The 22,211-nt window shown below is 72.1% G+C and carries 22 protein-coding genes; 15 read left to right on the forward strand and 7 right to left on the reverse strand.

Translation table 11 applies throughout. From position 1 onward, the window contains the following. Positions 1 to 17 precede the first annotated feature (17 nt). From QMO56_RS21665 to QMO56_RS21695, 7 genes are all read left to right on the forward strand, one after another. Positions 18 to 293, forward strand: a complete 276-nt coding sequence (locus QMO56_RS21665) for a (2Fe-2S)-binding protein (protein ID WP_283529293.1) — start codon at positions 18 to 20, stop codon at positions 291 to 293. After that, entirely contained in the window at positions 290 to 1,684 is a 1,395-nt protein-coding gene (locus QMO56_RS21670) for an NAD(P)/FAD-dependent oxidoreductase (RefSeq protein WP_283529295.1), read from the forward strand. Before QMO56_RS21665 ends, QMO56_RS21670 begins: the two co-directional genes overlap by 4 nt. Further along, a complete protein-coding gene (locus tag QMO56_RS21675) occupies positions 1,681 to 2,826 on the forward strand; it encodes an FAD-binding oxidoreductase (RefSeq protein WP_283529297.1) in 1,146 nt (381 codons plus the stop codon). The genes QMO56_RS21670 and QMO56_RS21675 overlap by 4 nt, the downstream gene beginning before the upstream one ends. A gap of 65 nt (positions 2,827 to 2,891) precedes the next feature. Next, the gene (locus QMO56_RS21680) at positions 2,892 to 3,893 is read left to right on the forward strand and encodes a LacI family DNA-binding transcriptional regulator (protein ID WP_283529299.1); all 1,002 of its coding nucleotides are present in this window, start codon (positions 2,892 to 2,894) and stop codon (positions 3,891 to 3,893) included. Between the two features lie 87 nt (positions 3,894 to 3,980). Next, positions 3,981 to 5,132, forward strand: a complete 1,152-nt coding sequence (locus QMO56_RS21685) for an acyl-CoA dehydrogenase family protein (RefSeq protein ID WP_283529301.1) — start codon at positions 3,981 to 3,983, stop codon at positions 5,130 to 5,132. Continuing rightward, positions 5,129 to 5,899, forward strand: a complete 771-nt coding sequence (locus QMO56_RS21690) for a 3-ketoacyl-ACP reductase (RefSeq protein ID WP_283529303.1) — start codon at positions 5,129 to 5,131, stop codon at positions 5,897 to 5,899. The genes QMO56_RS21685 and QMO56_RS21690 overlap by 4 nt, the downstream gene beginning before the upstream one ends. Before the next feature lie 29 nt (positions 5,900 to 5,928). Beyond that, the gene (locus tag QMO56_RS21695) at positions 5,929 to 6,420 is read left to right on the forward strand and encodes a MaoC/PaaZ C-terminal domain-containing protein (RefSeq protein WP_283529305.1); all 492 of its coding nucleotides are present in this window, start codon (positions 5,929 to 5,931) and stop codon (positions 6,418 to 6,420) included. Here QMO56_RS21695 and QMO56_RS21700 read toward each other — a convergent pair. Together QMO56_RS21700 and QMO56_RS21705 are read right to left on the reverse strand one after the other, a co-directional pair. Continuing rightward, the gene (locus QMO56_RS21700; RefSeq protein ID WP_283529307.1) at positions 6,390 to 7,193 is read right to left on the reverse strand and encodes a shikimate dehydrogenase; all 804 of its coding nucleotides are present in this window, start codon (positions 7,191 to 7,193) and stop codon (positions 6,390 to 6,392) included. The genes QMO56_RS21695 and QMO56_RS21700 overlap by 31 nt on opposite strands. Beyond that, on the reverse strand, positions 7,190 to 8,197 hold the full coding sequence (locus QMO56_RS21705) for a Gfo/Idh/MocA family protein (protein ID WP_283529309.1): 1,008 nt from the start codon (positions 8,195 to 8,197) through the stop codon (positions 7,190 to 7,192). The genes QMO56_RS21700 and QMO56_RS21705 overlap by 4 nt, the downstream gene beginning before the upstream one ends. A 106-nt stretch (positions 8,198 to 8,303) precedes the next feature. Here QMO56_RS21705 and QMO56_RS21710 point away from each other — a divergent pair, with 106 nt between their 5' ends. Next, entirely contained in the window at positions 8,304 to 9,914 is a 1,611-nt protein-coding gene (locus tag QMO56_RS21710) for an ABC transporter substrate-binding protein (protein ID WP_283529311.1), read from the forward strand. 56 nt (positions 9,915 to 9,970) lie between these two features. Here QMO56_RS21710 and QMO56_RS21715 read toward each other — a convergent pair whose 3' ends face one another. Continuing rightward, the gene (locus QMO56_RS21715) at positions 9,971 to 10,738 is read right to left on the reverse strand and encodes an enoyl-CoA hydratase/isomerase family protein (RefSeq protein WP_283529313.1); all 768 of its coding nucleotides are present in this window, start codon (positions 10,736 to 10,738) and stop codon (positions 9,971 to 9,973) included. Between the two features lie 143 nt (positions 10,739 to 10,881). Here QMO56_RS21715 and QMO56_RS21720 point away from each other — a divergent pair, with 143 nt between their 5' ends. The 7 genes from QMO56_RS21720 to QMO56_RS21750 are packed head-to-tail and all read left to right on the forward strand — an operon-like array spanning position 10,882 to position 18,877. After that, positions 10,882 to 11,892: an ABC transporter permease gene (locus tag QMO56_RS21720; RefSeq protein WP_283529315.1), complete on the forward strand. Its 1,011-nt coding sequence runs from the start codon at positions 10,882 to 10,884 to the stop codon at positions 11,890 to 11,892. Beyond that, positions 11,889 to 12,758, forward strand: a complete 870-nt coding sequence (locus tag QMO56_RS21725) for an ABC transporter permease (RefSeq protein ID WP_283529317.1) — start codon at positions 11,889 to 11,891, stop codon at positions 12,756 to 12,758. Before QMO56_RS21720 ends, QMO56_RS21725 begins: the two co-directional genes overlap by 4 nt. Before the next feature lie 29 nt (positions 12,759 to 12,787). Next, complete coding sequence (locus QMO56_RS21730; protein ID WP_283529319.1) at positions 12,788 to 14,845, forward strand: ABC transporter ATP-binding protein; 2,058 nt, start codon at positions 12,788 to 12,790, stop codon at positions 14,843 to 14,845. Continuing rightward, positions 14,845 to 16,398 carry an acyl CoA:acetate/3-ketoacid CoA transferase gene (locus QMO56_RS21735; RefSeq protein ID WP_283529321.1) on the forward strand — a complete coding sequence of 518 codons (1,554 nt, stop codon included), beginning with the start codon at positions 14,845 to 14,847 and terminating at the stop codon, positions 16,396 to 16,398. Before QMO56_RS21730 ends, QMO56_RS21735 begins: the two co-directional genes overlap by 1 nt. Positions 16,399 to 16,402: 4 nt before the next feature. Beyond that, the gene (locus tag QMO56_RS21740) at positions 16,403 to 16,840 is read left to right on the forward strand and encodes a MaoC/PaaZ C-terminal domain-containing protein (RefSeq protein ID WP_283529323.1); all 438 of its coding nucleotides are present in this window, start codon (positions 16,403 to 16,405) and stop codon (positions 16,838 to 16,840) included. Between the two features lie 14 nt (positions 16,841 to 16,854). Beyond that, positions 16,855 to 18,021, forward strand: a complete 1,167-nt coding sequence (locus QMO56_RS21745; RefSeq protein WP_283529325.1) for a dihydrodipicolinate synthase family protein — start codon at positions 16,855 to 16,857, stop codon at positions 18,019 to 18,021. Between the two features lie 4 nt (positions 18,022 to 18,025). Next, positions 18,026 to 18,877: a sugar phosphate isomerase/epimerase gene (locus QMO56_RS21750; RefSeq protein WP_283529326.1), complete on the forward strand. Its 852-nt coding sequence runs from the start codon at positions 18,026 to 18,028 to the stop codon at positions 18,875 to 18,877. A 19-nt stretch (positions 18,878 to 18,896) separates the two neighbouring features. Here QMO56_RS21750 and QMO56_RS21755 read toward each other — a convergent pair whose 3' ends face one another. From QMO56_RS21755 to QMO56_RS21770, 4 genes are all read right to left on the reverse strand, one after another. Beyond that, complete coding sequence (locus tag QMO56_RS21755; RefSeq protein ID WP_283529327.1) at positions 18,897 to 19,061, reverse strand: hypothetical protein; 165 nt, start codon at positions 19,059 to 19,061, stop codon at positions 18,897 to 18,899. A gap of 155 nt (positions 19,062 to 19,216) precedes the next feature. Further along, a complete protein-coding gene (locus tag QMO56_RS21760; RefSeq protein WP_283529328.1) occupies positions 19,217 to 19,963 on the reverse strand; it encodes an SDR family NAD(P)-dependent oxidoreductase in 747 nt (248 codons plus the stop codon). A gap of 4 nt (positions 19,964 to 19,967) precedes the next feature. Next, entirely contained in the window at positions 19,968 to 20,882 is a 915-nt protein-coding gene (locus QMO56_RS21765) for a polysaccharide deacetylase (RefSeq protein ID WP_283529329.1), read from the reverse strand. A gap of 18 nt (positions 20,883 to 20,900) precedes the next feature. Then, positions 20,901 to 22,190 carry an MFS transporter gene (locus tag QMO56_RS21770; protein WP_283529330.1) on the reverse strand — a complete coding sequence of 430 codons (1,290 nt, stop codon included), beginning with the start codon at positions 22,188 to 22,190 and terminating at the stop codon, positions 20,901 to 20,903. Between the last annotated feature and the right edge of the window lie 21 nt (positions 22,191 to 22,211).

Here is a 22,211-nt window from a genome sequence, read left to right on the forward strand (position 1 = left end):
ATAAGGGAGACCGTGCAGTGCGACTGGTGCGTTTGGTCGATCAGGACCGGCCCGCAATCCGCTTCGTTCTTGAAGGGCAGGACTGCTCCGCCCGCGCGGGCGATACGCTGCTGACGGCCATCCTGGCGGGGGAGGGCAGTTTCCTCCGCTGCAGCGAGTTCGGCGACGGGCCGCGCGCCGGCTTCTGCCTGATGGGCGCCTGCCAGGACTGCCGCGTGGTGGTGGAGGGCCTCGGCCCGGTCCGCGCCTGCGCCACCGAATGCGCGCCCGGCATGGTGGTGCGGCGGGCATGAGGGTCGCGGTGGTGGGCGCCGGCCCGGCCGGTGTACGCGCGGTGGAGCAACTGGTGCGCGCCGGCCTGCGCCCGCTTTGGCTGGACGAGGCGCCGGATGGCGGCGGCCGCATCTACCAGCGCCCGCCGGCGGGCTTCACCCGCGGCGCCCGTGCGCTCTACGGGCTGGAGGCGGCGAAGGCCACCGCCCTGCACGCCACGCTGGATGCGCTGAAGCCGGTCACGGACTGGCGGCCCGGCACGCTGGTCTGGGACATCGGCGCCGACCCCCGCCAGCTTCACACGCTGCGCGAGGGGCGGGCGGCGGCGCAGGACGTCGATGCCGCCATCCTCTGCACCGGGGCGATGGATCGCGTGGTGCCGCTGCCCGGCTGGACCCTGCCGGGCGTGACCACGCTGGGGGGCGCGCAGATCGCGCTGAAGGCGCAGGGCTGCGCCATCGGCCGCTGCGTGGCCTTCCTGGGCAGCGGGCCGCTGCTCTGGCTGGTCGCCTACCAGTACATGAAGGCGGGCGCGACCATCGCGGCGGTGCTGGATACCACGCCCTTCGCCACCAAGGCGCAGGCACTGGCCGGCCTGCCGCATGATCCCGCCACCCTGGCCAAGGGCCTCTACTACGTCGCGCGTCTGCGTGCCGCCGGCATCCTCGTCGCCGAGGGCGTCACGCCGCTGGCGATCGAAGGGGAGGGGGAGCGGGGCGTCACCGCGCTCCACTGGCGCGACGCGGCGGGCCGTGAGCGCTGGCTGGATTGCGACGCCCTCGGCCTCGGCTGGGGCGTCCGGCCGGAGCTGCAACTCGCTGACCTCGCGGGCGTGCCGATCCGCTTCGACCCCGTGCAGCACAACTGGGTGCCGGAGCGGGACGCCATGGGCCGGACGTCCGTGCGCGGGATCTACCTGGCCGGTGATGGAGCGGGGATCGGCGGCGCCGACGTGGCGGAAATGGCCGGTGCCTGCGCGGCGCAGGCGCTGCTGGCCGATGCGGGGCTGCCGGCGGATGCGGCCCTGGTCCGGCGGCTGCAGGCACGGCTGCGCCGCCAGGCACGCTTCCGCGCGGCGCTGGAGCGCGCCTTTCCCTTCCCCGCGCAGCTCGCCGCCTCCATGCCGGACGAGACCATCCTCTGCCGCTGCGAGAGGGTGACGGCGGGCGAGCTGCGCGCCGCCGCCGAACCGGAGGGGCCGCAGGGCGCCGCGCCGGAGGTGAACCGCGCCAAGGCCTTCACCCGCATCGGCATGGGGCGCTGCCAGGGGCGGGTCTGCGGCATGGCCGCCGCCGAGGTGCTGGCGGCGCGGCTCGGCTGCGGCGTGGCGGAGATCGGCCGTCTGCGCGGCCAGGCCCCGGTGAAGCCGCTGCCGTTCATCGCTGCGCCCGAGGCGGAGGAAGCGGCATGACGGCGCCGGTAGAGGCCGATGTCCTCATCATCGGCGGCGGCGGCGCGGGCTGCTCGGCGGCGCTGCACCTGGCCCGGCGGGGCGCCCGCGTTGTCCTGCTGGAGCGCGGTCTGGTCGGCTCGCAGGCCTCCGGCGCCAATTACGGCGGCGTGCGGCAGCAGGGGCGGCACCCGGCCGAGCTGCCCATCGCCCGGCGCTCGCACGAGATCTGGCGTCGCCTGCCGGAACTGCTCGGCACCGGCTGCGAGTTCGTGCAGACCGGCCATCTGAAGCTGGCGCGCAACGAGGCCGAGGCGGCCGAGCTGGTGGCCTATCTGGATGTCGCCGCCTCGCATGACCTCAGGCTCGAATTCCTCGATGGCGCGGCCCTGCGGCGGCGCTTTCCCTGGCTGGGACCGGCCGCCATCGCCGGCTCCTTCGCCCCCGAGGACGGCTCGGCCAACCCGCGCCTGCTCTCGCCCGCCCTCGCCCGGGCCGCGCGGCAGGCCGGCGCCACGCTGCTGGAGCAGGCGGCGGTGACCGCCTGCCAGCACGAAGGCGGCCGCTTCGTGGTGGAGGCGGGCGGGCGCCGCTTCCGCGCGGAGCGGCTGCTCAACACCGCCGGCTTCTGGGGCGGGCAGGTCGCGGCCTGGTTCGGCGAGGCGGTGCCGGTCCGGCCGCATACCCCGAACATGATGGTCACCGAGCCCATCCCCTACGTCATCGAGCCGAATGTGGGCGTGGCCGGCGGCAATGTGTACCTGCGGCAGATCCCGCGCGGCAACGTCATCATCGGCGGCGGCCACGGGATGGGCGATCCGGCGGTGCCGATGTCGCGCCCGCTGGCGCAGGTCACGCTGCAGGCGATGCGGCGGGCGGCGGCGCTGGTACCGGCACTGGAAGGGGTCTCCGTCATCCGCAGCTGGAGCGGGATCGACGGCATGATGCCGGACAAGATCCCCGTGGTCGGGCCGAGCGGCACCACGCCGGGCCTGTTCCACGCCTTCGGCTTTTCCGGCCATGGCTTTCAGCTCGGCCCGGCGATCGGCGCGATCCTCTGCGAGCTCGCGCTCGACGGCCGGACCGAGACACCGCTGGAGGGGCTTTCGATCCGGCGCTTCCTGGCGCCGCGGCCGATGCCTGCCGGGGCGGCCATGACCTGAGATGCCGCCGCATTGACGCGGCGAGTGGAACGTTCCATTGTGGAGGCCGGGATCAGAAGCCTTCCATGCAGCGCGTTCGAATCAAGGATGTGGCCCGGGAAGCCGGCGTGGCGCTCTCCACCGCCGCGCTGGCCCTGCGGGACGACACCAAACTCCGCCCGGAGACGCGCCGCCTGGTGCGCGACGCCGCGGCGCGGCTCGGCTATGTCTATGACCGCTCGGCCGCCCTCATGCGGTCCGGCAAGTCGCACACCATCGGCCTGCTGGTCTGCGAGATCACCAATCCCTTCTACGCCGAGCTGACGGCGGGCGTGGAGGAGGCGCTCGACGAGGCCGGCTTCGTCGTGATGCTGGCGAACACCTCGGAATCCGTCGCCCGGCAGCGGCGCATGCTTGAACGCTTCCGCGAGCAGCCGGTGGATGGCGTGCTGATCATGCCGGCCACCGGAACGCCGCCGGGCCTGCTGGAGGACCTCGAACGCTGGCGCCTGCCGCATGCGACGGTGGTCCGCAGCTTCCGGCGCGGCGCGCATGCCGGGCCGGACAACCGCGCCGGAACCCGGCTGGCCACCGAGCACCTCCTCGCGCTCGGGCACCGGCGGATCGCCTTCCTCGGCGGCGGCGCCCGGAATTCCGTCAGCCGCGAGCGGTGGGACGGCTATGCCCGCGCCATGGCGAAGGCCGGGCTGGCGTCCGAGCATCTGCCCTGCCGCACCGATATCGGCGAAGCGGCCGCGCTGGTGCAGGCGCTGCCCGCCGACGGCCCCACCGCGCTCGTCTGCTTCAATGATTCCGTGGCCTTCGGCGCCACTTTGGGCCTGTTGCGCAGCGGCCGGCTGCCGGGGCGCGACGTCGCCGTCATCGGCTTCGACGACATCCGGGAGGCCGCCGCATGGTTCCCGCCGCTGACCACCATCCGCGTTTCCCCGCGCGGCATGGGGCAGGCGGCGGCGCGGGTCCTGCTGGAGCGGATCACGCAGCCCGAGGGGCCGCCCCGCCGCGAGATCCTCGCGCCGCGCCTGATCGTGCGCGAGTCCTGCGGCGCCCCTCTCCGGCCGAAGGGATGATGCCCGCCCGCCCTGCCTGCCCCTGACGGGGAGAAGCGTCGGGGAGAAGCGGCGGGGAGAAGAACGAAGCACCGGGAGAAAACGCCGTTGTCCGAGACAAGCCTGCCCCCAGGCGCCGCCGACTGGCACGCCGCCCTGCGCGAGGCGGCCCGCCGCTTCGCGGACCAGGAGATCGCGCCCCTCGCCGCCGAGCTGGACGAGACCGAGGCCTATCCGGCGGAACTCTACCGCCGCCTCGCCGGCGCCGGCCTGTTCGGCATCAGCGTGCCGGAGGCGATGGGCGGCGCCGGCGCCGACGTGCTGGCCTATGCGCTGGTGATGGAGGAGCTGTCGCGCGGCTATGCCTCCGTCGCCGACCAGGTCGGGCTGGTCGAGCTGCTCGGCACGCTGCTGACGCAGCACGGCACCCCGGCGCAGCAGGACCGCTATCTGCGCCCGCTGCTGAAGGCCGAGCGGCGCTGCGCCTATGCGCTGACCGAGGCCGAGGCCGGCTCCGACCTCGCCGGCCTGCGCAGCCGCGCGCGCCGCACCGGGGAGGGCTGGGTGCTGGATGGCGCCAAGCTCTGGATCCACAACGCGCCCGTCGCCGACTTCGCCGCCGTGCTGGCGCGCACCGACCCCGAGGCCGGGCATCGCGGCATGTCCATCTTCCTGGTCGATCTCGACCGGCCCGGCGTCACGCGCGACCGCAAGGAGCACAAGATGGGCCAGCGCGCCTCGCAGGTGGGCGGGCTGCGCTTCGAGAATGTCGCGCTCCCCGCCGAGGCGCTGCTCGGCCAGGAGGGGCGCGGCTTCCACATGATGATGTCGGTGCTGGACAAGGGCCGCGTCGGCATCGCCGCGCTGGCCGTCGGCATCCTGCAATCCGCGCTGGAGGACAGCATCGACTACGCCAGGCAGCGCCGCCAGTTCGGCCAGGCGATCGGCGAGTTCCAGGCGGTGCAATGGATGCTCGCCGACATGGCCAAGGACGCGCATGCGGCACGGCTGATGGTGCATCACGCGGCACAGCGGCTCGACCGCGGCGAGCGTGCCACGATGGAGGCCAGCATGGCCAAGTGCTTCGCCTCGGACGCAGCGGTGGCGCGTACCGCCGACGCCGTGCAGATCCATGGCGGCTCCGGCTACATCCGCGGCGTCCGCGTCGAGCGGCTCTACCGCGACGCGAAGATCACGCAGATCTATGAGGGGACGAACCAGATCCAACGCATGATCATGGCGCGGAGCCTGCTGGCATGAGCGCGGCGCGCAGGCCGGTGGCGCTGGTGACGGGAGGGCGCCGCGGCATCGGCCGCGCCGCCTGCGTCGCCCTGGCGCGCAAGGGCTTCGACATCCTCGCCGCCGACATCGCGGAGGAGGGCGTGGCGGAGACCGGCGCCGAGGTGCGGATGGCCGGTGGCGGCTTCCGCTTCCGCCCGCTCGACGTCTCGCGGCTGGAGGATCACGCCGCCTTCCTCGACGCGGCCTGGGAGGACGGCGGCATCGATTGCCTGGTGAACAATGCCGGTGTCGGCGCGCTGCGGCGTGGTGACCTGCTCGACGTCTCGCCGGACTCCTGGGACCGCGCCTTCGGCATCAACGCGCGCGGCAGCTTCTTCCTGACCCAGGCCGTGGCGCGGCGCATGATCGAGGCGGGCGATCCGGCGGCGCCCCGCAGCATCGTCTTCGTCTCCTCCGCCAACGCCACGCTCGCCTCGCCCGACCGCGGCGAGTACTGCGCCTCCAAGGCGGCAGTCTCGATGCTGGCGCGCGTCTTCGCACTGCGCCTGGCGGAGCATGGCATCGCCGTGCACGAGGTGCGGCCCGGCGTCATCCGCACCGACCTCACCGCACCGGTGGCCGAGGCCTATACGCGGCGCATCGCCGAGGGCCTGTCGCCGATCCGCCGCTGGGGCGAGGCGGAGGATGTCGGCCGCGCCATCGCGCTGCTGGCCTCGGGCGAGCTGACCTTCACCACCGGCGACGCGCTGCACATCGACGGCGGCCTGCATGTCGGCCGGCTCTGAACTTTCCTCCCTGGGGACGGAGACGCACGATGGCCGATCAGCGGCTGCACTTCGAGGAGATTTCCGTCGGGATGGCGTGGGAGACCGGCGGCATCCAGGTGACGGAGGCGCATCTTCTGGCCTTCGCCGGCCTGTCGGGTGATTTCTACGACATCCATATGGACGATGAATACGCCCGGCGCCTTGGCTATCCCGGCCGTGTGGCGCATGGAATCCTCGGCCTTGCCATGGCCGACGGGCTGAAGAACCGCGCGCAGACGCAACTCGCGGCGATCGTCTCGCTGGGCTGGCGCTGGCGCTTCACCGGGCCGATCTTCATCGGCGACCGGTTGCAGGCCAGCATCCGCGTCACCGCTTTGCGCCCGACGCGGCACGCCGACCGCGGCATCGTCACGCTGGGCTTCGAGTTGCGCACGCAGCGCGGCGAGACGGTGCAGGAGGGCGAGAACGACATGATGGTCCATCGCCGCCCCGCGCCCGAGGGTGCGGATCAGCCCTCCCAGCCCTCGATGCCGAGATAGGCCGCCGCCAGCCGCGCCTGCCCCTCATGCATGGCGCGGCCGGTCACCGTGGCGCAGCCGATCTCCCGTGCGGCGGCGATCAGTGGCGTCACCTCGGGATTCGGGATCACGTCGGCCACCACCTGGCCGGCAGAGAGCAGCGCGGGGTCGAGCGGCAGCGGGTCCCCCGGCCGCAACCCGAGCGGCGTGGCGTTGACCACGATGTCATGCCCGGCAGGGCCCTGCGCCTCGGCGGAGACGGCGAGCGCCGGCCAGCCGGCGGCGAGGCGTTCGGCCAACTGCCGCGCGCGCGCCGGCTCAGCATCGTGCAGCACCAGCCGTGCGGCGCCTGCCCGCGCCAGGGCGAAGGCGATGGCCCGCCCGGCCGCGCCGCAGCCCACCTGCAGGACGCTGGCGCCCCGCGGCGCATGGCCGCTGCGTTCCAGCCCGTCGCGGAAGCCTTCGCCGTCGAACATCTCGCCCTCCCAGCCGCCTTCGGCGCGGCGGCGGACGGTATTGACCGTGCGGGTCAGCGCCGCCGTAGGGCCGAGCGCCTGCAGCAGCGGCAGCACCGCCTCCTTGTGCGGCATGGTGATGACCAGCCCATCCAGGTTGCGCAGCCGCGTCAGCCCGTCCCAGACCGCCGGCAATTCGCCTGCGGGCACGTGCAGCGGCACGAGGGCGGCATCGCGCCCGAGCCGAGCGAAGGCGGCATTGAACAGCGCCGGCGAGCGCAGCGGCGCGACCGGGTCGCCCAGGATGCCGAAGAGGCGGGTGGTGCCGGCAATGGTCATCTGCGCTGCTCCGCATCCCGCAGGAGATCCTCGATCAGCCGCTGCACGGCGAGCGCCGAGCGCGCGTCGCAGGCGGGCTTCCGCCCCGTGGCCCTGGCCTCCAGCACGTCGGCGATCAGCGCGCGATGCGGACCATGGTCGAAGGCCATGGGGTCGGCGCCGCCGCTCACCGCCGCGGCACCGAGCGTCTCGGCCGCGCCGCCGCGCCCGTGCAAGGTGAGGTGGCTGCCCTCCAGAACGGCCGAGCCCTCCGTGCCGGCGATCTCGATGCGTTCGGGATAGCCGGGCCGGGCGACGGTGGTGGCGTCCAGCACGCCGATGGCGCCGTTCTCGAATTGCAGCGCCGCGGCCACGATATCTTCGGTGTCGATGCGGCGCAGGGGCGAGGTGGTGGCGAAGCCCGCGACCGATCGGTGCGGTCCGGCGAGATGCAGCAGCAGGTCCAGCGTGTGGATCGCCTGGGTCAGCAGCACGCCGCCGCCGTCGCGCGCGCGGGTGCCGCGCCCGGGCTCGTTGAAATAGGCCGCGTCGCGCCACCAGCGGATCGAGGCGCTGGCGGAAAGCACATCGCCCAGCTCGCCCGCGCGCAGCGCCTGCCGCAAGCGCAGCGCGCCGGGGCGGAAGCGGTGTTGCAGGCAGATGCCGCAGGCGACGCCATGGTGCTCCGCCAGCGCGGCGAGGGCTTCGCCGCGCTGCACCGAGACCTCCACCGGCTTCTCGACGACCATTGCGCAGCCGACCTTCGCCACGGCCTCCGCAACCGGCAGATGTGTGCCGGGTGGCGTCAGGATCAGCACCAGGCCGAGGCCGGGCTGCGCCAGAAGCGCCTCCTGCGTGGTGAAGACCGGGACGCCCCATCGCTCGGCGAAGGCGGCGCGGCGCCCCTCCGAGGGCGAGAAGCCACCAATGATGGAAACCTCGCCCTGCGCGGCCAGGTCACGCAACGCCAGCATGTGCGGCGATGCGGCCATGCCGAGCCCGATCAGGCCGACGCCAACCGGCATGCTTCCTCCCTTCCTGCCTCCAGCCTTCTTCCGAAGCTTGCGCGAAACGAACAATTGGAACGTTCCGATCTTGCTGGTAGCTTCATCCGCCTGGGAGGAAAAGTCCATGGCAATAATCAACATGACCCGGCGCGATCTCGCGCGGCTGCTGGCGGGCGGGGCGGCAACCCTGCCGTTCCTGCCGAGCGTTGCACGGGCGCAGGGACGGCGCGAGACGCTGGTGATCGGCCTCGACACCAGCGACACCGTCACCTTCGATCCCGTCCGCCAGGCGCAGTACACGCCGCCGCTGACGCTGGCCGCCTGCTACGACACGCTGCTCACTTTCGAGCCTGGCGACTACGTGAATCCAAAGCCTTGCCTGGCGACGAGGTGGGAGCGGCGCCCGGGCGGCGACGGCTGGCGCTTCACCCTGCGCGAAGGCGTGAAGTTTGCCAGTGGCGCCCCGCTCACCGCCGAGGACGTCAAGTTCAGCTTCGACCGCCTGATCAACCTGCGCGAGCAGACGCAGGTCTACATCAAGTCGGTGGATCGCGCGGAGGTGGTCGATGACCGGACCATCGACCTGATCATGAACGCGCCCAAGGCCCCGATCCTGCCGATCCTGTGCAATCCCGGTTGCGCCATCATGGAGCGCGCCGTGCTGCTGAAGAACGGTGCGGTCGCGACGGCGGAGGCGCGCGACCAGGACAAGGCGACCGAATGGCTCAACGGGCACAGCGCCGGCACCGGCCCTTACCGGCTCGTGCGCTGGGAGCGCAACGCGCAGATCGCGCTGCAGCGCAACCCGCATTCCTGGCGCGGACCGACCGACTTCGAGCGCGTGATCATCCGCCATCTCTCGGACAGCGCCGCCCAGCTCCTGGCGCTGCGCCGGGGCGACGTGCACGCTGCGTTCAACCTGATCCCCGAGCACATCAAGGGCCTGCAGGACGAGCCGAATGTCCGCACCGAACAACTGCCGAGCCTGGACTTCGTCTACATGGCGGTGACGCAGAATCCGGAGGCGAATCCGGCTCTGGCGAAGAAGGAAGCCCGTCACGCCATCGGCTATGCCATCGACTACGACGGCATTCTCGGCAGCCTGCTCGGCGGCGCCGGAACCCGCCCGGCGCATTTCCTGCCCATCGGCGTCACCGGCAGCACGCCCGAGATCGCGCGCGAGATCGGCTTCCATCAGGATCTGGACAAGGCGCGCAGCCTGTTGAAGGCCGCCGGCCTGCCGGACGGGTTCGAGATGGAGCTGGCCTATGGCAATGCCGCCGTGGCCGGCGTGTCCTACCAGGTGCTGGCGCAGAAGGTTCAATCGGATCTGGGCCGCGTCGGAATCCGCGTCCGCCTCAATCCGATGGATCAGGTGAACCTGCGGACGATCTACACCACCGGCAAGATGCAGGGCGCCGTCCTGACATTCTGGAACCCGCCCGCCGTCTCCAATGACCTTTGGGCCTCGGCGGTCGTGGAGCGGGTGGCCAGGCGCGTCAGCTGGGAGGTTCCGCCGGAGATGACGGCCCTGGTAAGGCAGGCCTCCGAAGCCGAGGATGCCGGCGAGGCCGGGCGCCTGTGGGTCGAATGGCAGAAGAAGGTGGTCGATCAGGCCAACCACTTCATCCTGTTCCAGCCGACCTACCAGATCGGCGTCCGCAAGAGCATCAAGGACTTCCCGCTGACGGCCGCGGGCTGGCAGCTCGACATGGGCGGCGTCACCCTCGCCTGAGGGATGGGGAGGGCGGCCGGCGCTCCTGCCGCCCTCCCCACGGGAATGGTGCCGGCCTACCGGGCGAAGGTGGCCTGGCGCTTCTCGTTGAAGGCGCGGATGCCCTCCAGATGGTCGCCGGCGCTGAAGCAGAGCACGTTCATCTCGTTCTCGTAGCGCAGCCCGGCGCTGAGCGGTGCTTCCATCGCCGCCCGCAGCGCCGCCTTCACCGACTGCACGGCGACCGGGCTGAAGCCGGCGAGCTGCTGCGCCACCGCGCGGGCGCGCGGCAGCAGCTCTGCCGGCGCCACCACCATATGGACCATGCCGAGACGCAGCGCCTCCGCCGCATCCACCTGTTCGGCCAGCATCAGCAGGCGCGTCGCCGCCGCGTGGCCGATCAGCCGCGGCAGGATCTGCGAGGCGCCGCCGCCGCCGACCCAGCCGCGCTGCACCTCGGGAAAGCCGATGCGCGTCGTCTCGGCGGCGATGCGGATGTCGGCGCCGAGCGCCATCTCGGCGCCGCCGCCCAGCGTCCAGCCCTGCAGCGCAGCCACCACCGGCTTGCGGATCTCCCGGATCACCGTGGCGTATTCCAGGCGGTTGCGGAAGTGCCAGGCCGTGGGGTACTCGGCCAGCGCGTTCAGGTCGCTGCCCGAGCAGAAGGCGCGCTCGCCCTCGCCGCGCAGCAGCACGGCGCGCACGGCATCGTTCTCCTCCAGCGCCCGCGCATGGGCGGCCAGTTCCCGCGCCATCGCCGGCGTGACCGCATTGTGCTTCGCAGCACGATCGAGGACGAGCTCCGCCACGCCCTCCGCGATCGTCATCCGCACCCCGCCCTGCATGCGCTTCCTCCCGGCTTCCTGAAGCAAAGCGGATTATAACGTTCCAACGAGCGGCGCGTGAAGCCCACAAAGGGCTTGATGATAACGTTCCAATGGGACATGAATTCCCGCAACCATAAGGCAGAGCAGGGAGGACCGGGCCGATGCCGCGCTACATCGCCCAGCGGCTCGTCGCCGCCGCGGTCATGGCGATCCTGGCCAGCGCCGTCATCTTTCTGATCGCGAACCTGGTACCGGGCGACCCGGTGCTGGCGCAGCTTGGCGACATCGCCGCGAGCGATCCCGCGACGGTCTTGCGGTGGCGCGCCAAATGGGGCCTCGACCTGCCGCTGTGGGAGCGCTACGGCATTTTCCTGCAGGGGCTGGCGCATGGCGATCTCGGCATCTCCATCGCGACGCGCCGGCCGGTGCTGGACGACATCATCCAGTATGCGCCGGCCACCGTCGAACTGGCGACGGTGGCCTTCCTGCTCTCGCTGCTGGTCGGCATCCCGCTCGGCATCGCCGCCGCCGTGTGGCGCGACGGCTGGACGGATTCCCTGGCGCGCGCCATCTCGCTGCTCGGGGTGTCGGCGCCGACCTTCTGGCTGGCCTTCATCATGCTGGCGGTCTTCTACGGCGGGTTGGAATGGGCGCCCGGCCCGGGGCGGCTCGACCCCATTGCCTTCCCGCCGGAGGGACCGACCGGCTTCTTCCTGATCGACGCGCTCTGGCAGCAGGACTGGGAAACCTTCCGGGACGCGGCGGCGCATCTGGTGCTGCCCTCCATCGTCCTGGCCGCGGCGACGGTCGGGCTGATCACCCGCACCACCCGCGCCGCCATGCTCGACAGCCTGCAGCAGGACTATGTCCGCGTCTCCCGCGCCAAGGGGATGCGGGAATGGAGCGTGGTGATGCGCCACGCGCTGCCCAATGCCCTGGTGCCGGTGGTGACGCTGGGCGGCCTGGCCTATGCCAACCTGCTGGCCGGCGCGGTGATGACCGAGACGGTGTTCAGCTGGCCCGGCCTCGGCCGCTACACCTTCCGCTCGGCGGCGGCGCTCGACTTTCCGGCCATCGTCGGCATCACGCTGGTGGTCTCGGTGACCTATCTGCTCGTCAACCTGATGGTCGATCTGTCCTATGCCGTGCTCGACCCGCGGGTGCGGCGATGAGCGCCTCCGCCGCCCCCCTCGCGCTGCCGCCCACCCGCTCGCACCTGCGGCGCCGGCTGCGTCGCTACGGGCCCGCCTGGCTCGGCGGCGGCATCGTGCTGGCCTGGGTGCTGATCGCGCTGCTGGCGCCCTGGATCGCCCCCTATCCGCCGGATGCGGTGGACGTCACCAGCCGCCTCCTGCCGCCCTCGGCGGCGCACTGGATGGGCACGGACACGCTGGGGCGCGACGTCTTCTCGCGCCTGCTCCACGGCGCACGGCTGTCGCTCTTCGCCGGCTTCTCCGTGGTTCTGCTGGGTGCGGCGCTCGGCACGCTGATCGGCATCGTCGCCGCCTGGGCGCGCGGCTGGTGGGACGAGGGGCTGATGCGCCTCACCGACCTCGTGCTGTGCTTTCCGCCGATCATCCTGGCGCTGGCCATCGCCGCCGCGCTGGGTATCGGTCCGGTCAACACCATCCTGGCGATGCTGGTGGTGTGGTGGCCGAAATTCGCCCGCCTCGCCCGCGCCCTGGCGCTGGTGCAGCGCAGCCAGGAATATGTCGAGGCGGCGACGGTGCTCGGCCTGAGGCCGCGCCGCATCCTGGCGCGCCACATCCTGCCCAACACGCTCGGCCCGCTCGCCGTGCTGGTCACGCTCGATCTCGGCAACGCCATCCTGACATTCGCCGGCCTGTCCTTCCTCGGCCTCGGCGTCATCCCGCCGACGCCGGAATGGGGCTCGATGGTGGCCGAGGGGCGCGAGCTGGTGGAGCAGTGGTGGGTCGCGACCTTCCCCGGCCTCGCCATCCTCACCGTCGTGGTCGGCTTCAACTTCTGCGGCGACGGCCTGCGCGACTGGCTCGACCCCAAGGGCCGCAGCCGGTGAGCCTGCCGCCGGACAGGAGATCCCCGCCCATGGACGGATCCATCGCAGCCGCCCCGGGGCAGGCCGAGCAGCCCGTGCTGGACGTGCAGGACCTGCACACCGTCTTCATGACCGATGACGGTCCGGTGCATGCGGTGGACGGCGTTTCCTTCCGCGTCGGGCCGGGCGAGACGCTCGGCATCGTCGGCGAGAGCGGCTCGGGCAAGAGCGTCACCGCGCTGTCGCTGATGCGGCTGCTGGAGGAGCCGGCGCGCATTGTCGGTGGCAGCATCCGGTTCCAGGGCCGCGACGTGCTGGCCATGTCCCGCACCGAGTTGTCCGACTGGCGCGGCGACCGCGCGGCGATGGTGTTCCAGGATCCGATGACCGGCCTGAACCCGGTGCTGCGCATCCTGCGCCAGGTGACGGAGCACATCGTCTCGCATGGCCGGATGAAGCCGGCGGCGGCGCGGCGGCGCGGCATCGAGCTGCTGCGCCGCATGGGCGTGGCCACCCCGGAGCGCGCCGCCGGCGCCTTTCCGCACGAATTCTCCGGCGGCATGCGGCAGCGGGTGATGATGGCGATCGGCGTCGCCAACGACCCTGTGCTGCTGATCGCCGACGAGCCGACCACCGCGCTCGACGTCACCATCCAGGCGCAGATCCTCGACCTGCTGCGCGGGCTGAACCAGGAGTTCGGCACCGCCATCGTGCTGATCAGCCACGATCTCGGCGTGATCGGCACGGTCTGCCGCCGCGTCGCGGTGATGTATGCCGGCGAGGTGGTGGAGGAGGCGGCGACGGAAGCGGTGCTGGCCGATCCGCGCCATCCCTATTCCTGGGCGCTGGTCAATGCCGTGCCGCGCCTCGACGCGCCCGTCGGGGCGCGGCTGACCAGCATCGAGGGCACGCCGCCCGATGCGCTGAACCCGCCGCCGGGCTGCCGCTTCGAGCCGCGCTGCCCCTTCCGCATCAGCCGCTGCGCGCAGGAGCATCCCCCCCTGCTGGAGGTGGCGCCCGGCCGCCGCGCCCGCTGCTGGGTCACCGCCGATGGCCGCGCCCTGCCGCGCCCCACCGTGCCGGCGGCCGCCGCCGCCGAGCCGCCGCGCATGGCCGAGGCGCCGCTGCTGGAGGCGCATGGTGTGGAGAAGCACTTCCCCCTGCCGCGCCGCGCCTGGTTCGCGCCGCGCGGCGCGGTGCATGCGGTGAACGGCGTGGACATCGCGCTGCACCGGCGGGAGAGCCTCGGCGTCGTCGGTGAGAGCGGCTGCGGCAAGTCCACCCTGGCGCGGCTGCTGACGCGGCTGCACGAGCCCACCGGTGGCCGCGTCACCTTCGAGGGGCGCGACATCACCCGGGCCTCGGCGGCCGAGATGCGGCCGTTGCGGCCGCGGCTGCAAATGGTCTTCCAGGACCCCTATGCCTCGCTGAACCCGCGCATGACGGTGGGCGACGCCCTGGCTGAGCCGCTGCGGGCGCATGGCCGCGTGGCATCGCGCCGGGCGGCCGCGGAGCGGGTGGCGGAGCTGCTTGCCACCGTCGGGCTCAAGCCGGCCTTCGCCAGCCGCTTCCCGCACGAGTTCTCCGGCGGCCAGCGGCAGCGCATTTCCATCGCCCGCGCCCTGGCGCTCGATCCTGCCGTGGTGGTGGCGGACGAGCCCGTCTCGGCGCTCGACGTGAACGTCCAGGCGCAGGTGCTGAACCTGATGCTGGACCTGCGCGAGCGGCTCGGTCTCTCTTACCTGTTCATCGCGCATGACCTGGCGGTCGTGCGCGCCTTCTGCGACCGCGTGGCGGTCATGTATCTCGGCCGCATCGTCGAGGAAGGGCCGGCCGACGAGGTGCTGTCGCGGCCGCTGCACCCCTACACGGTGGCGCTGACCAGCGCGATCCCCGACCCCGGCCGGCAGCGCGTGGTGCTGGGTGGCGAGCCGCCCTCCACGCTGCGCCTGCCCACCGGCTGCGCCTTCCGTGCACGCTGCCCCGTGGCGCGCGCCGAATGCGAGGCGACGCCGCCGCTGGCCGATCTCGGCGCCGGCCGCCGCGTCGCCTGCCATTTCCCCGGGGCCTTCGCGCCCCGCACCACAGCGAGACTGGAGACCGTGTGATGAGGCGCATGCGCGCAGCGGAAGCCGCCCGGCTGGTTCAGGACGGCGACACGCTGCTGATCGGCGGGTCCGGCGGCGGCCATGCGGTGCCCGACGCGCTGCTGGCCGCGATCGGCGAGCGGTTCCGCGCGAGCGGCGCGCCGCGCGGCATCACCGCCCTGCATCCGGTCGGTCTCGGCGACGGCAAGACGCGCGGCGCCGGGCATCTGGCGCAGGACGGGCTGCTGAAGCGCGTCGTATCCGGCACCTTCGTCAACAGCCCCGGCATCGCGCGGCTGGCGCTGGACGAGAAGATCGAGGCCTATACCCTGCCGCAGGGCTCGCTCTCCCAGCTCATGCGCGAAATGGCAGCGGGCCGCCCCGGGCTGCTCACCCGCATCGGTCTGCACAGCTTCGTCGATCCGCGCCTCGGCGGCGGCCGGCAGAGCCGCTGCGCGACGGAGGACCTGGTCGAGCTGGTTGAGTTCCGCGGCGAGGAATATCTGTTCTATCGTCCCTTCAAGGTCGATGTCGCGCTGGTGCGCGGCTCGGCCGCCGACGAGGACGGCAACATCTCCATGGAGCATGAGGCCGTCACGCTGGAGATGCTGAGCATCGCCCAGGCGGCGCGGCGCTCCGGCGGGCTGGTGATCGCGCAGGTCAAGACCATCGTGCCGCGCGGCGCGCTGCACCCGAAGATGGTCAAGGTGCCCGGCATCCTGGTGGACGCGCTGGTGCATGTGCCGGACCAGTGGCAGACCTACGAGACGCAGGACAGCCCGGCCTATTCCGGCCACCTGCGTGTGCCGTTGGAGGAGATCCCGCGCCTGCCAGCCGGCCCGCGCCGTGTGGTCGCCCGCCGCGGCGCGATGGAATTGTTCGAAGGCGCCATCTGCAACCTGGGTTCCGGCATTTCCACCGGCATCGCCAACGTGGCGGCGGAGGAGGGGGTGCTGCGCCGCGTCTGCCTGACCAACGAGCAGGGCAATATCGGCGGCGCCCCGGCCAGCGGCGGCGATGCCGGCGCCGCCCGCTCGCCCGACGCGCAGGTGGACCAGCCCTACCAGTTCGACTTCTACGATGGCGGCGGGCTCGATCTCGCCTTCCTCTCCTTCGCCGAGTTCGACGCCGAGGGCAATGTCAACGTCTCGCGCTTCGGCGGCCGCATCGTCGGGCCGGGCGGCTTCGTCAACATCAGCCAGGGCGCCCAGGCGGTGATCTTCGGCGGCACGCTGACCGCCAGTGGCGCGCCCAAGGCGGTGCGTCAGGTGGAGCAGGTCACCTTCTCCGGCCGCTTCGCCCGCGAGCGCGGCCAGCCCGTGCTCTACGTCACCGAGCGCGCCGTCTTCCGCCTCGGCGATGCGGGGCCGGAGCTGATCGAGATCGCGCCGGGGCTGGACCTGGAGCGCGACGTGCTCGGCGTCATGGGCTTCCGCCCGCGCGTCTCGCCTGAGCTGCGGGAGATGGAGGCCGCACTCTTCGAGGATGGCCCGATGGGACTGGCCGGCCGCCTGCCGGGCCGGCGGCAGCGTCCGGCGCTGACCCGTCTCGTCGAACTGCAGGCGGCGGAGTAGGGCGATGGACAGCGTCACCCGCCTCGCCGCCGGCGACCAGGTGGAGTTCCACCGCGCCATTTCCGCTGAGGACATCCGCGCCTTCGCCGAACTCAGTGGCGACCACGACCCCGTGCATGTGGACGAGGATTTCGCCCGCACCACGGCTTTCGGCCGTTGCATCGCGCATGGCGCGCATGTCATGGCGCTGGTTTCCGCCGCTTCCTCGCTGATGTCACGCCGCGCGGTGGAGCGTGGCTGCGCCGGCACGCCGGTCTCGGCCGGCTATGACCGCATCCGCTTCACCCACCCGGTCTTCGCGGGCGATGCGCTGACCGCGCGCTACACTGTTGAGGCGCTGGAGGAAGTCCCCGGCCGCACCCGCTCCCGCTTCGAGGTGGTGAACCAGGAGGGCCGGCTCTGCGTCACCGGCACGCATATCCTGCGCTGGGTCGAGGGCTGAGGGAGAGCACGACGATGGCCGAGATTCGTTTGCCAGTTGCCGGCGGCCGCCTGCAGCCCTACCGCCTGCAGGGCCGCGCCCTTCCGGCGCCCGTGCCCGGCGCACGCTTCAACCGCATCGCCTATTCGGCGGCGCATGTGGTGGCCGACCCCTTCGCGGAGACCTCGCCGCATGCCGGCGCGGTCATCGACTGGGACCGCACCATCGCCTACCGCCGCCATCTCGCCGGCCTCGGGCTCGGCATCGCCGAGGCGATGGACACGGCGCAGCGCGGCATGGGGCTGGACTGGCCCGCCGCGCGCGCGCTGATCACCCGCAGCCTGCGCGAGACACGCGACATTCCCGGCATCCGCATCGCCTCCGGCTGCGGCACCGACCAGCTCGACCCGCGCGACGCGCGCGGCACCGACGACGTCTTGCGCGCCTATATGGAGCAGCTGGAGGCCATCCAGGCGCAGGGCGGCCGGCTCATCATGATGGCCAGCCGCGCCCTGGCGCGTGTCGCCCGCTCGCCGGAGGACTACCGCGCGGTCTATCGCCGCGTGCTGGGTGCGGCGGAGGCGCCGGTCATCCTGCACTGGCTCGGCGACATGTTCGACCCCGCCCTGTCGGGCTACTGGGGCTATGAGGATTTCGACGGCGCGCTGCGCACCTGCCTGGAGATCATCGAGGAGAACCGCGGCCGCATCGACGGCATCAAGATCTCGCTGCTGGACGACGAGAAGGAGGTGCGGATGCGCCGTCTGCTGCCGGCCGGCGTGCGGATGTACACCGGCGATGACTTCAACTACCCCGCGCTGATCGCCGGCGACGCGGAGGGCCATTCCGACGCGCTGCTCGGCATTTTCGACGCCATCGCGCCTGCCGCCTCCCTGGCGCTCGCGGCGCTGGCGGAGGGCGACACCGCGCGCTTCCACGCCGTCCTGGAGCCGACCGTGCCGCTCTCGCGCCGGATCTTCGGCGCACCCACGCAGTTCTACAAGACGGGCGTGGTCTTCCTCGCTTACCTGAACGGCCACCAGGACCATTTCATCATGGTCGGCGGCCAGCAATCCATGCGCCCGCTGGCCTATTTCGCCGACATCTTCCGCATGGCCGATGCCGCCGGCCTGCTGCGCGACCCGGAGATGGCGGCGGCACGGATGCGGCGCCTGCTGGCGCTCTACGGCATCGAGGGCTGAACCCGTGCGGGACCTCGCGGGCCGGCCGGATCTCTGCGCCATCAACACCGCCACCCTCGGCCACTCGGCGCCGATCGGCGCGGTGATCGAGGCGGTGGCACGGCAGGGCTTCGGCGGCATCGCCCCCTGGCGGCGCGACCTGGAGGGGCAGGACGTCGCCGCCGTGGCGCGGCAGATCCGCGACGCCGGCCTCGCCGTTACCGGCTATTGCCGCAGCAGCGCCTTTCCCGCCGCCACGCCGGAGGCCGCCCGCGCGGCCGTGGAGGAGAACTGCTGCGCCCTGCGCGACGCCGCCACCCTCGGTGCCCGCTGCTTCGTGCTGGTGGCCGGCGGCCTGCCGCCCGGCTCGCGCGACCTCGCGGCGGCTCGGCGGCAGTTGCGGGACGGCGTCGGCGCGCTGCTGGAGGAGGCGCGGCAACTCGGCGTCACCCTGGCGCTGGAGCCGCTGCACCCCGTCTATGCCGCCGACCGCTCCTGCCTCTGCACGCTGGGCGAGGCGCTCGACCTCTGCGACGCGCTGGACCCGGAGGCGCGCGGCGGCCTCGGCGTCGCGGCCGACGTCTACCACCTCTGGTGGGACGCCGCCCTGCCGCGCGAGCTGCAACGCGCGGCGCAGCGCCGCCGCATCGCCGCCTTCCATGTCTGCGACTGGCTGGTGCCGACGCGCGACGTGCTGCTCGACCGCGGCATGATGGGCGACGGTGTCATCGACATCCCCGCCATCCGCGCCGCCGTCGAGGCGGCGGGCTATGGCGGGCTGGTGGAGGTCGAGATCTTCTCGGCGCAGGACTGGTGGCGGCGGCCGATGGAGGAAACCCTCGCGGTCTGCGCCGAGCGGCTGGGGAGCGTCTGCTGAGGCGGGGAAGGGGGCGCGTTCAGCGCACCTTCCGTCGCCGCTTCTTCTTCGCGCCCGGCCCCGGCGGCGCCCAGAGTTCCATCATCTGGCGCGTCGCCGCGGCCTGCTGTCGCCCGGCCTCGGCGGTCCAGAAGCTCCGGGCGGTGCCCGCCCAGGCATTGGCCCCGCTCAGCCACAGGCTCATCAGCGGGTTCTTCCTCGCCCAGGGATTGCCCATCGAACCCTCAACGGCTGCGCGGCGGCGGGATCGCCGCCGGCATGGCGAAAAAGGCTGCCGGAGAGGAATGGTTGCGGGCGGCGGCGGGGGATTGCGCGCCCGCCGCCCGGCCGGAGCGCGCCTCAGGTGCCGCCGGTGACGGCCAGCACCTGGCCGGTGATCCAGGAGGTCTCGTCCGAGGCCAGGAAGAGCACGGCATTGGCGATATCCGCCGGCTCGCCCAGCCGCCGCATCGGGATGCGGCCCAGCATGGCCTGCTGCCCCTCGGCGCCGTAGGAGGCCCATTGCCGCTCATAATCCGGGCTGGTGCGCAGGAAGCCCGGCGCCACGGCATTCACCGTGATGCCGTAGGGTCCCAGCTCGTCCGAAATCTGTCGGACGAAGCCGATCTGTGCCGTCTTGGCCGTGCCATAGGCATGGATGCCGGTCAGGCTGACCCCCAGCCCCGAGCGGCTGGAGATGATCACGATGCGCCCGGCGCGGCGCTGCTTCATCCCCGGCGCCACCGCGCGGCAGGCATGGAAGGCGCCGCGCAGGTTGACGTCCATGATGGCGTCCCAGTCGGCGTCGGTGATCTCCTCCAGCGGCTTGCGTCCCTGGCCCATCACCCCGCCGGCGACATGCACCAGCACATCCACCGGCTCCACCGCCTTCACCACCGCCTCGACCGCCGCGCCGTCGGTGACATCGAGCAGCTTCGCCTCGATGGTGCCGCCGACCTCGCGCGCCATCTGTTCCAGCGGCCCGGCCAGCACGTCGGTGGCCACCACCCGCGCGCCGCTGGCGGCGAAGCCCTCGACGATGCCCCGCCCGATGCCGCGCGCCGCGCCGGTGACGAGGACGGTCCGTCCCGCGAATTCGAACTTCATCGTCTCAGGCCGCATTGTCGCGCGCATAGGCGGCGACCTCGGCATGGGTGGCGAACCAGACGTCGCCCTTGGCCTTGGCGTGCGCGATCAGCTCCTCCAGGATCCAGATGCGCGAGCGGTAGCCGATGATGTGCGGATGGCAGGTGAGCTGGAAGATGCCGCCCTCCGCATGGGCCGCATCGAACTCGCGGCGGAAGATGTTCAGCACATCCTCCGGCGGCGTGTAGGGCCGCAGCGACTGGAAGCGGTGCATCATGAAGTACACCGCGTCGTCGCGCACCCATTCGACGGGCAGCTCGACGATGCCGGTCGGCTCGCCCTCCATCTCCAGCTCGTAGCAGTCCTCGTCGGCCATCAGCGAGGAGTCGTAGAGCAGGCCGAGTTCGCGCTCGATGCGCAGCGTGTTCGGGCTGAAGTCCCAGGAGGGCGTGCGCAGCCCGACCGGCCGCAGGCCGGTGATCTTCTCCAGCGCGTCGGTGGCGCGGAACATCAGGTCGCGCTCGGTCTCGTAGGGCAGCACCGAGTTCAGCTCATGGATCCAGCCATGGATGCCGATCTCATGCCCGGCGGCCACCAGCCCGCGCTGCTCGTCCGGATAGGTGAGGGCGGCGACGGCGGGGACGTAGAAGGTGGCGCGGATGCCGTGCCGGTCCAGCAGCTTCGCGATGCGCGGCACGCCGACGCGGTTGCCGTACTGCCCCCAGGCCATGCGGCCGATCGACTTGCCGCCCTCGCGCAGCTCGTTGGTCTCGTGGTCGCTGTCGAAGGAGAGGGCGACGGCGCAGCGCGCGCCGCCCGGCCACTGGCGCGGCCGCAGCGGCCTTCCGGCGCGCACCTGCCGGATCAGCCCCTGCCAGTGCGGGTCCGGCCACTGCCAGGGTTCCATCCGGGAGAAGTCGCTGGGGTTGTCCTGGGTCATGGCCGGGGTCCTTTCAGGTCAGCGCAGGTCCGAATGCGCGGTCTCGCGCAGCCGGAGGATGACCAGGGTGGAGAGGATCGCCGCGCCGATCAGGTAGTAGGTCGGCGAGAGCGGCGAGCCGGTGGTGGCGATCAGCCAGGTGGCGATGTAGGGCGCGAAGCCGCCGAAGACGGCCACCGCCAGGCTGTAGCCGGTGGACATGTAGGTGGAGCGCGACGCCGTCGGGAAGATCTCCGAGATGGCCGCCGGGCCGGGGCCGGAGAAGGCCGCGATCATCACCGCGAAGATGATCTGCACCAGGATGACGGTGCCGAGCCCGCCGCCCGAGAGCAGCAGCATGAACAGCGGGTAGGTCAGCAGGATGAAGGCGATGCAGCAGCCCAGCAGCAGCGGCTTGCGCCCGATGCGGTCGGAGAGCAGGCCCATCAGCGGCACGGCGACGACCAGCACCACCAGGCCGAGGGTGTTCGACCACAGCGCCGCCGTCCGGCTCAGCCCCGCGTGCTGCTGGGTGAAGGTCGGCATGTAGTTGAGCATGACGTAGTAGGAGACGGTCCAGAGGATGGTGAAGCCGAAGGCGCGGCCGGCCAGGGTCCAGTTGCCCTCCTGCTGCGCGGCGGGCGCCGTCTCGGCCTGGGCCTCGCGATAGGCCGGCGTCTCGTCGATGTTGCGGCGCATGTAGATGCCGAGCGGGATCAGCAGGCCGCCCAGCAGGAAGGGGATGCGCCAGCCCCAGGCCTCCATGGTCTCGGCGGAGAAGAGGGTGCTGCAGAGCGCGGCGATGGCGGAGCCGAGCAGCAGCCCGCCGGCGACGCTCGCCTGCTGGAAACTGCCGAAGAAGCCGCGCCGGTTCTTCGGCGCCCACTCGACGATGAAGGCGGTGGAGCCCCCCCACTCGCCGCCGGCGGCGAAGCCCTGCGCCAGCCGGCAGGCCACCAGCAGGATGGGGGAGAGGATGCCGATGGTCTCGTAGGTCGGCAGCAGGCCGATCGCGACGGTGCCGAAGGCCATCATGAAGATGGTCAGCAGCAGCGCGGCCTTGCGTCCATGCGTGTCGCCCATCCGGCCGATCACGATGCCACCCAGCGGCCGCACCACGAAGCCGATGCCGAAGGCGGCGAAGGTGGCGAGCAGCGCGGAGGTCGGGTTCTCGCTGTGGAAGAACTGCTGCGAGAGGATGGTCGCCAGATAGGCGTAGACCGAGAAGTCGTACCATTCCAGCACGTTGCCGACCACGGCGGCGCCGACGGCCTTGCCGGCAGTCAGGTTGTCGGCTGCCCCTGCGGCTGTGTTGCTGCGTCCTGACATGCGCAATCCCTGTCTGAGGGC

The organism is Roseomonas sp. E05, assembly GCF_030063475.1.
Taxonomy (GTDB): domain Bacteria; phylum Pseudomonadota; class Alphaproteobacteria; order Acetobacterales; family Acetobacteraceae; genus Pseudoroseomonas.

What these genes read in the sequence shown, in the direction of transcription:
- QMO56_RS21670 (WP_283529295.1), top strand. Translation starts at nt 290, where the DNA reads ATGAGGGTCGCGGTGGTGGGCGCCGGCCCGGCCGGTGTACGCGCGGTG.
- QMO56_RS21730 (WP_283529319.1), top strand. Translation starts at nt 12,788, where the DNA reads ATGGACGGATCCATCGCAGCCGCCCCGGGGCAGGCCGAGCAGCCCGTG.
- QMO56_RS21765 (WP_283529329.1), bottom strand. Translation starts at nt 20,882, where the DNA reads ATGACCCAGGACAACCCCAGCGACTTCTCCCGGATGGAACCCTGGCAG.
- QMO56_RS21760 (WP_283529328.1), bottom strand. Translation starts at nt 19,963, where the DNA reads ATGAAGTTCGAATTCGCGGGACGGACCGTCCTCGTCACCGGCGCGGCG.
- QMO56_RS21715 (WP_283529313.1), bottom strand. Translation starts at nt 10,738, where the DNA reads ATGCAGGGCGGGGTGCGGATGACGATCGCGGAGGGCGTGGCGGAGCTC.
- QMO56_RS21745 (WP_283529325.1), top strand. Translation starts at nt 16,855, where the DNA reads ATGGCCGAGATTCGTTTGCCAGTTGCCGGCGGCCGCCTGCAGCCCTAC.
- QMO56_RS21735 (WP_283529321.1), top strand. Translation starts at nt 14,845, where the DNA reads ATGAGGCGCATGCGCGCAGCGGAAGCCGCCCGGCTGGTTCAGGACGGC.
- QMO56_RS21770 (WP_283529330.1), bottom strand. Translation starts at nt 22,190, where the DNA reads ATGTCAGGACGCAGCAACACAGCCGCAGGGGCAGCCGACAACCTGACT.
- QMO56_RS21700 (WP_283529307.1), bottom strand. Translation starts at nt 7,193, where the DNA reads ATGACCATTGCCGGCACCACCCGCCTCTTCGGCATCCTGGGCGACCCG.
- QMO56_RS21695 (WP_283529305.1), top strand. Translation starts at nt 5,929, where the DNA reads ATGGCCGATCAGCGGCTGCACTTCGAGGAGATTTCCGTCGGGATGGCG.
- QMO56_RS21690 (WP_283529303.1), top strand. Translation starts at nt 5,129, where the DNA reads ATGAGCGCGGCGCGCAGGCCGGTGGCGCTGGTGACGGGAGGGCGCCGC.
- QMO56_RS21680 (WP_283529299.1), top strand. Translation starts at nt 2,892, where the DNA reads ATGCAGCGCGTTCGAATCAAGGATGTGGCCCGGGAAGCCGGCGTGGCG.
- QMO56_RS21755 (WP_283529327.1), bottom strand. Translation starts at nt 19,061, where the DNA reads ATGAGCCTGTGGCTGAGCGGGGCCAATGCCTGGGCGGGCACCGCCCGG.
- QMO56_RS21675 (WP_283529297.1), top strand. Translation starts at nt 1,681, where the DNA reads ATGACGGCGCCGGTAGAGGCCGATGTCCTCATCATCGGCGGCGGCGGC.
- QMO56_RS21710 (WP_283529311.1), top strand. Translation starts at nt 8,304, where the DNA reads ATGGCAATAATCAACATGACCCGGCGCGATCTCGCGCGGCTGCTGGCG.
- QMO56_RS21725 (WP_283529317.1), top strand. Translation starts at nt 11,889, where the DNA reads ATGAGCGCCTCCGCCGCCCCCCTCGCGCTGCCGCCCACCCGCTCGCAC.
- QMO56_RS21705 (WP_283529309.1), bottom strand. Translation starts at nt 8,197, where the DNA reads ATGCCGGTTGGCGTCGGCCTGATCGGGCTCGGCATGGCCGCATCGCCG.
- QMO56_RS21720 (WP_283529315.1), top strand. Translation starts at nt 10,882, where the DNA reads ATGCCGCGCTACATCGCCCAGCGGCTCGTCGCCGCCGCGGTCATGGCG.
- QMO56_RS21740 (WP_283529323.1), top strand. Translation starts at nt 16,403, where the DNA reads ATGGACAGCGTCACCCGCCTCGCCGCCGGCGACCAGGTGGAGTTCCAC.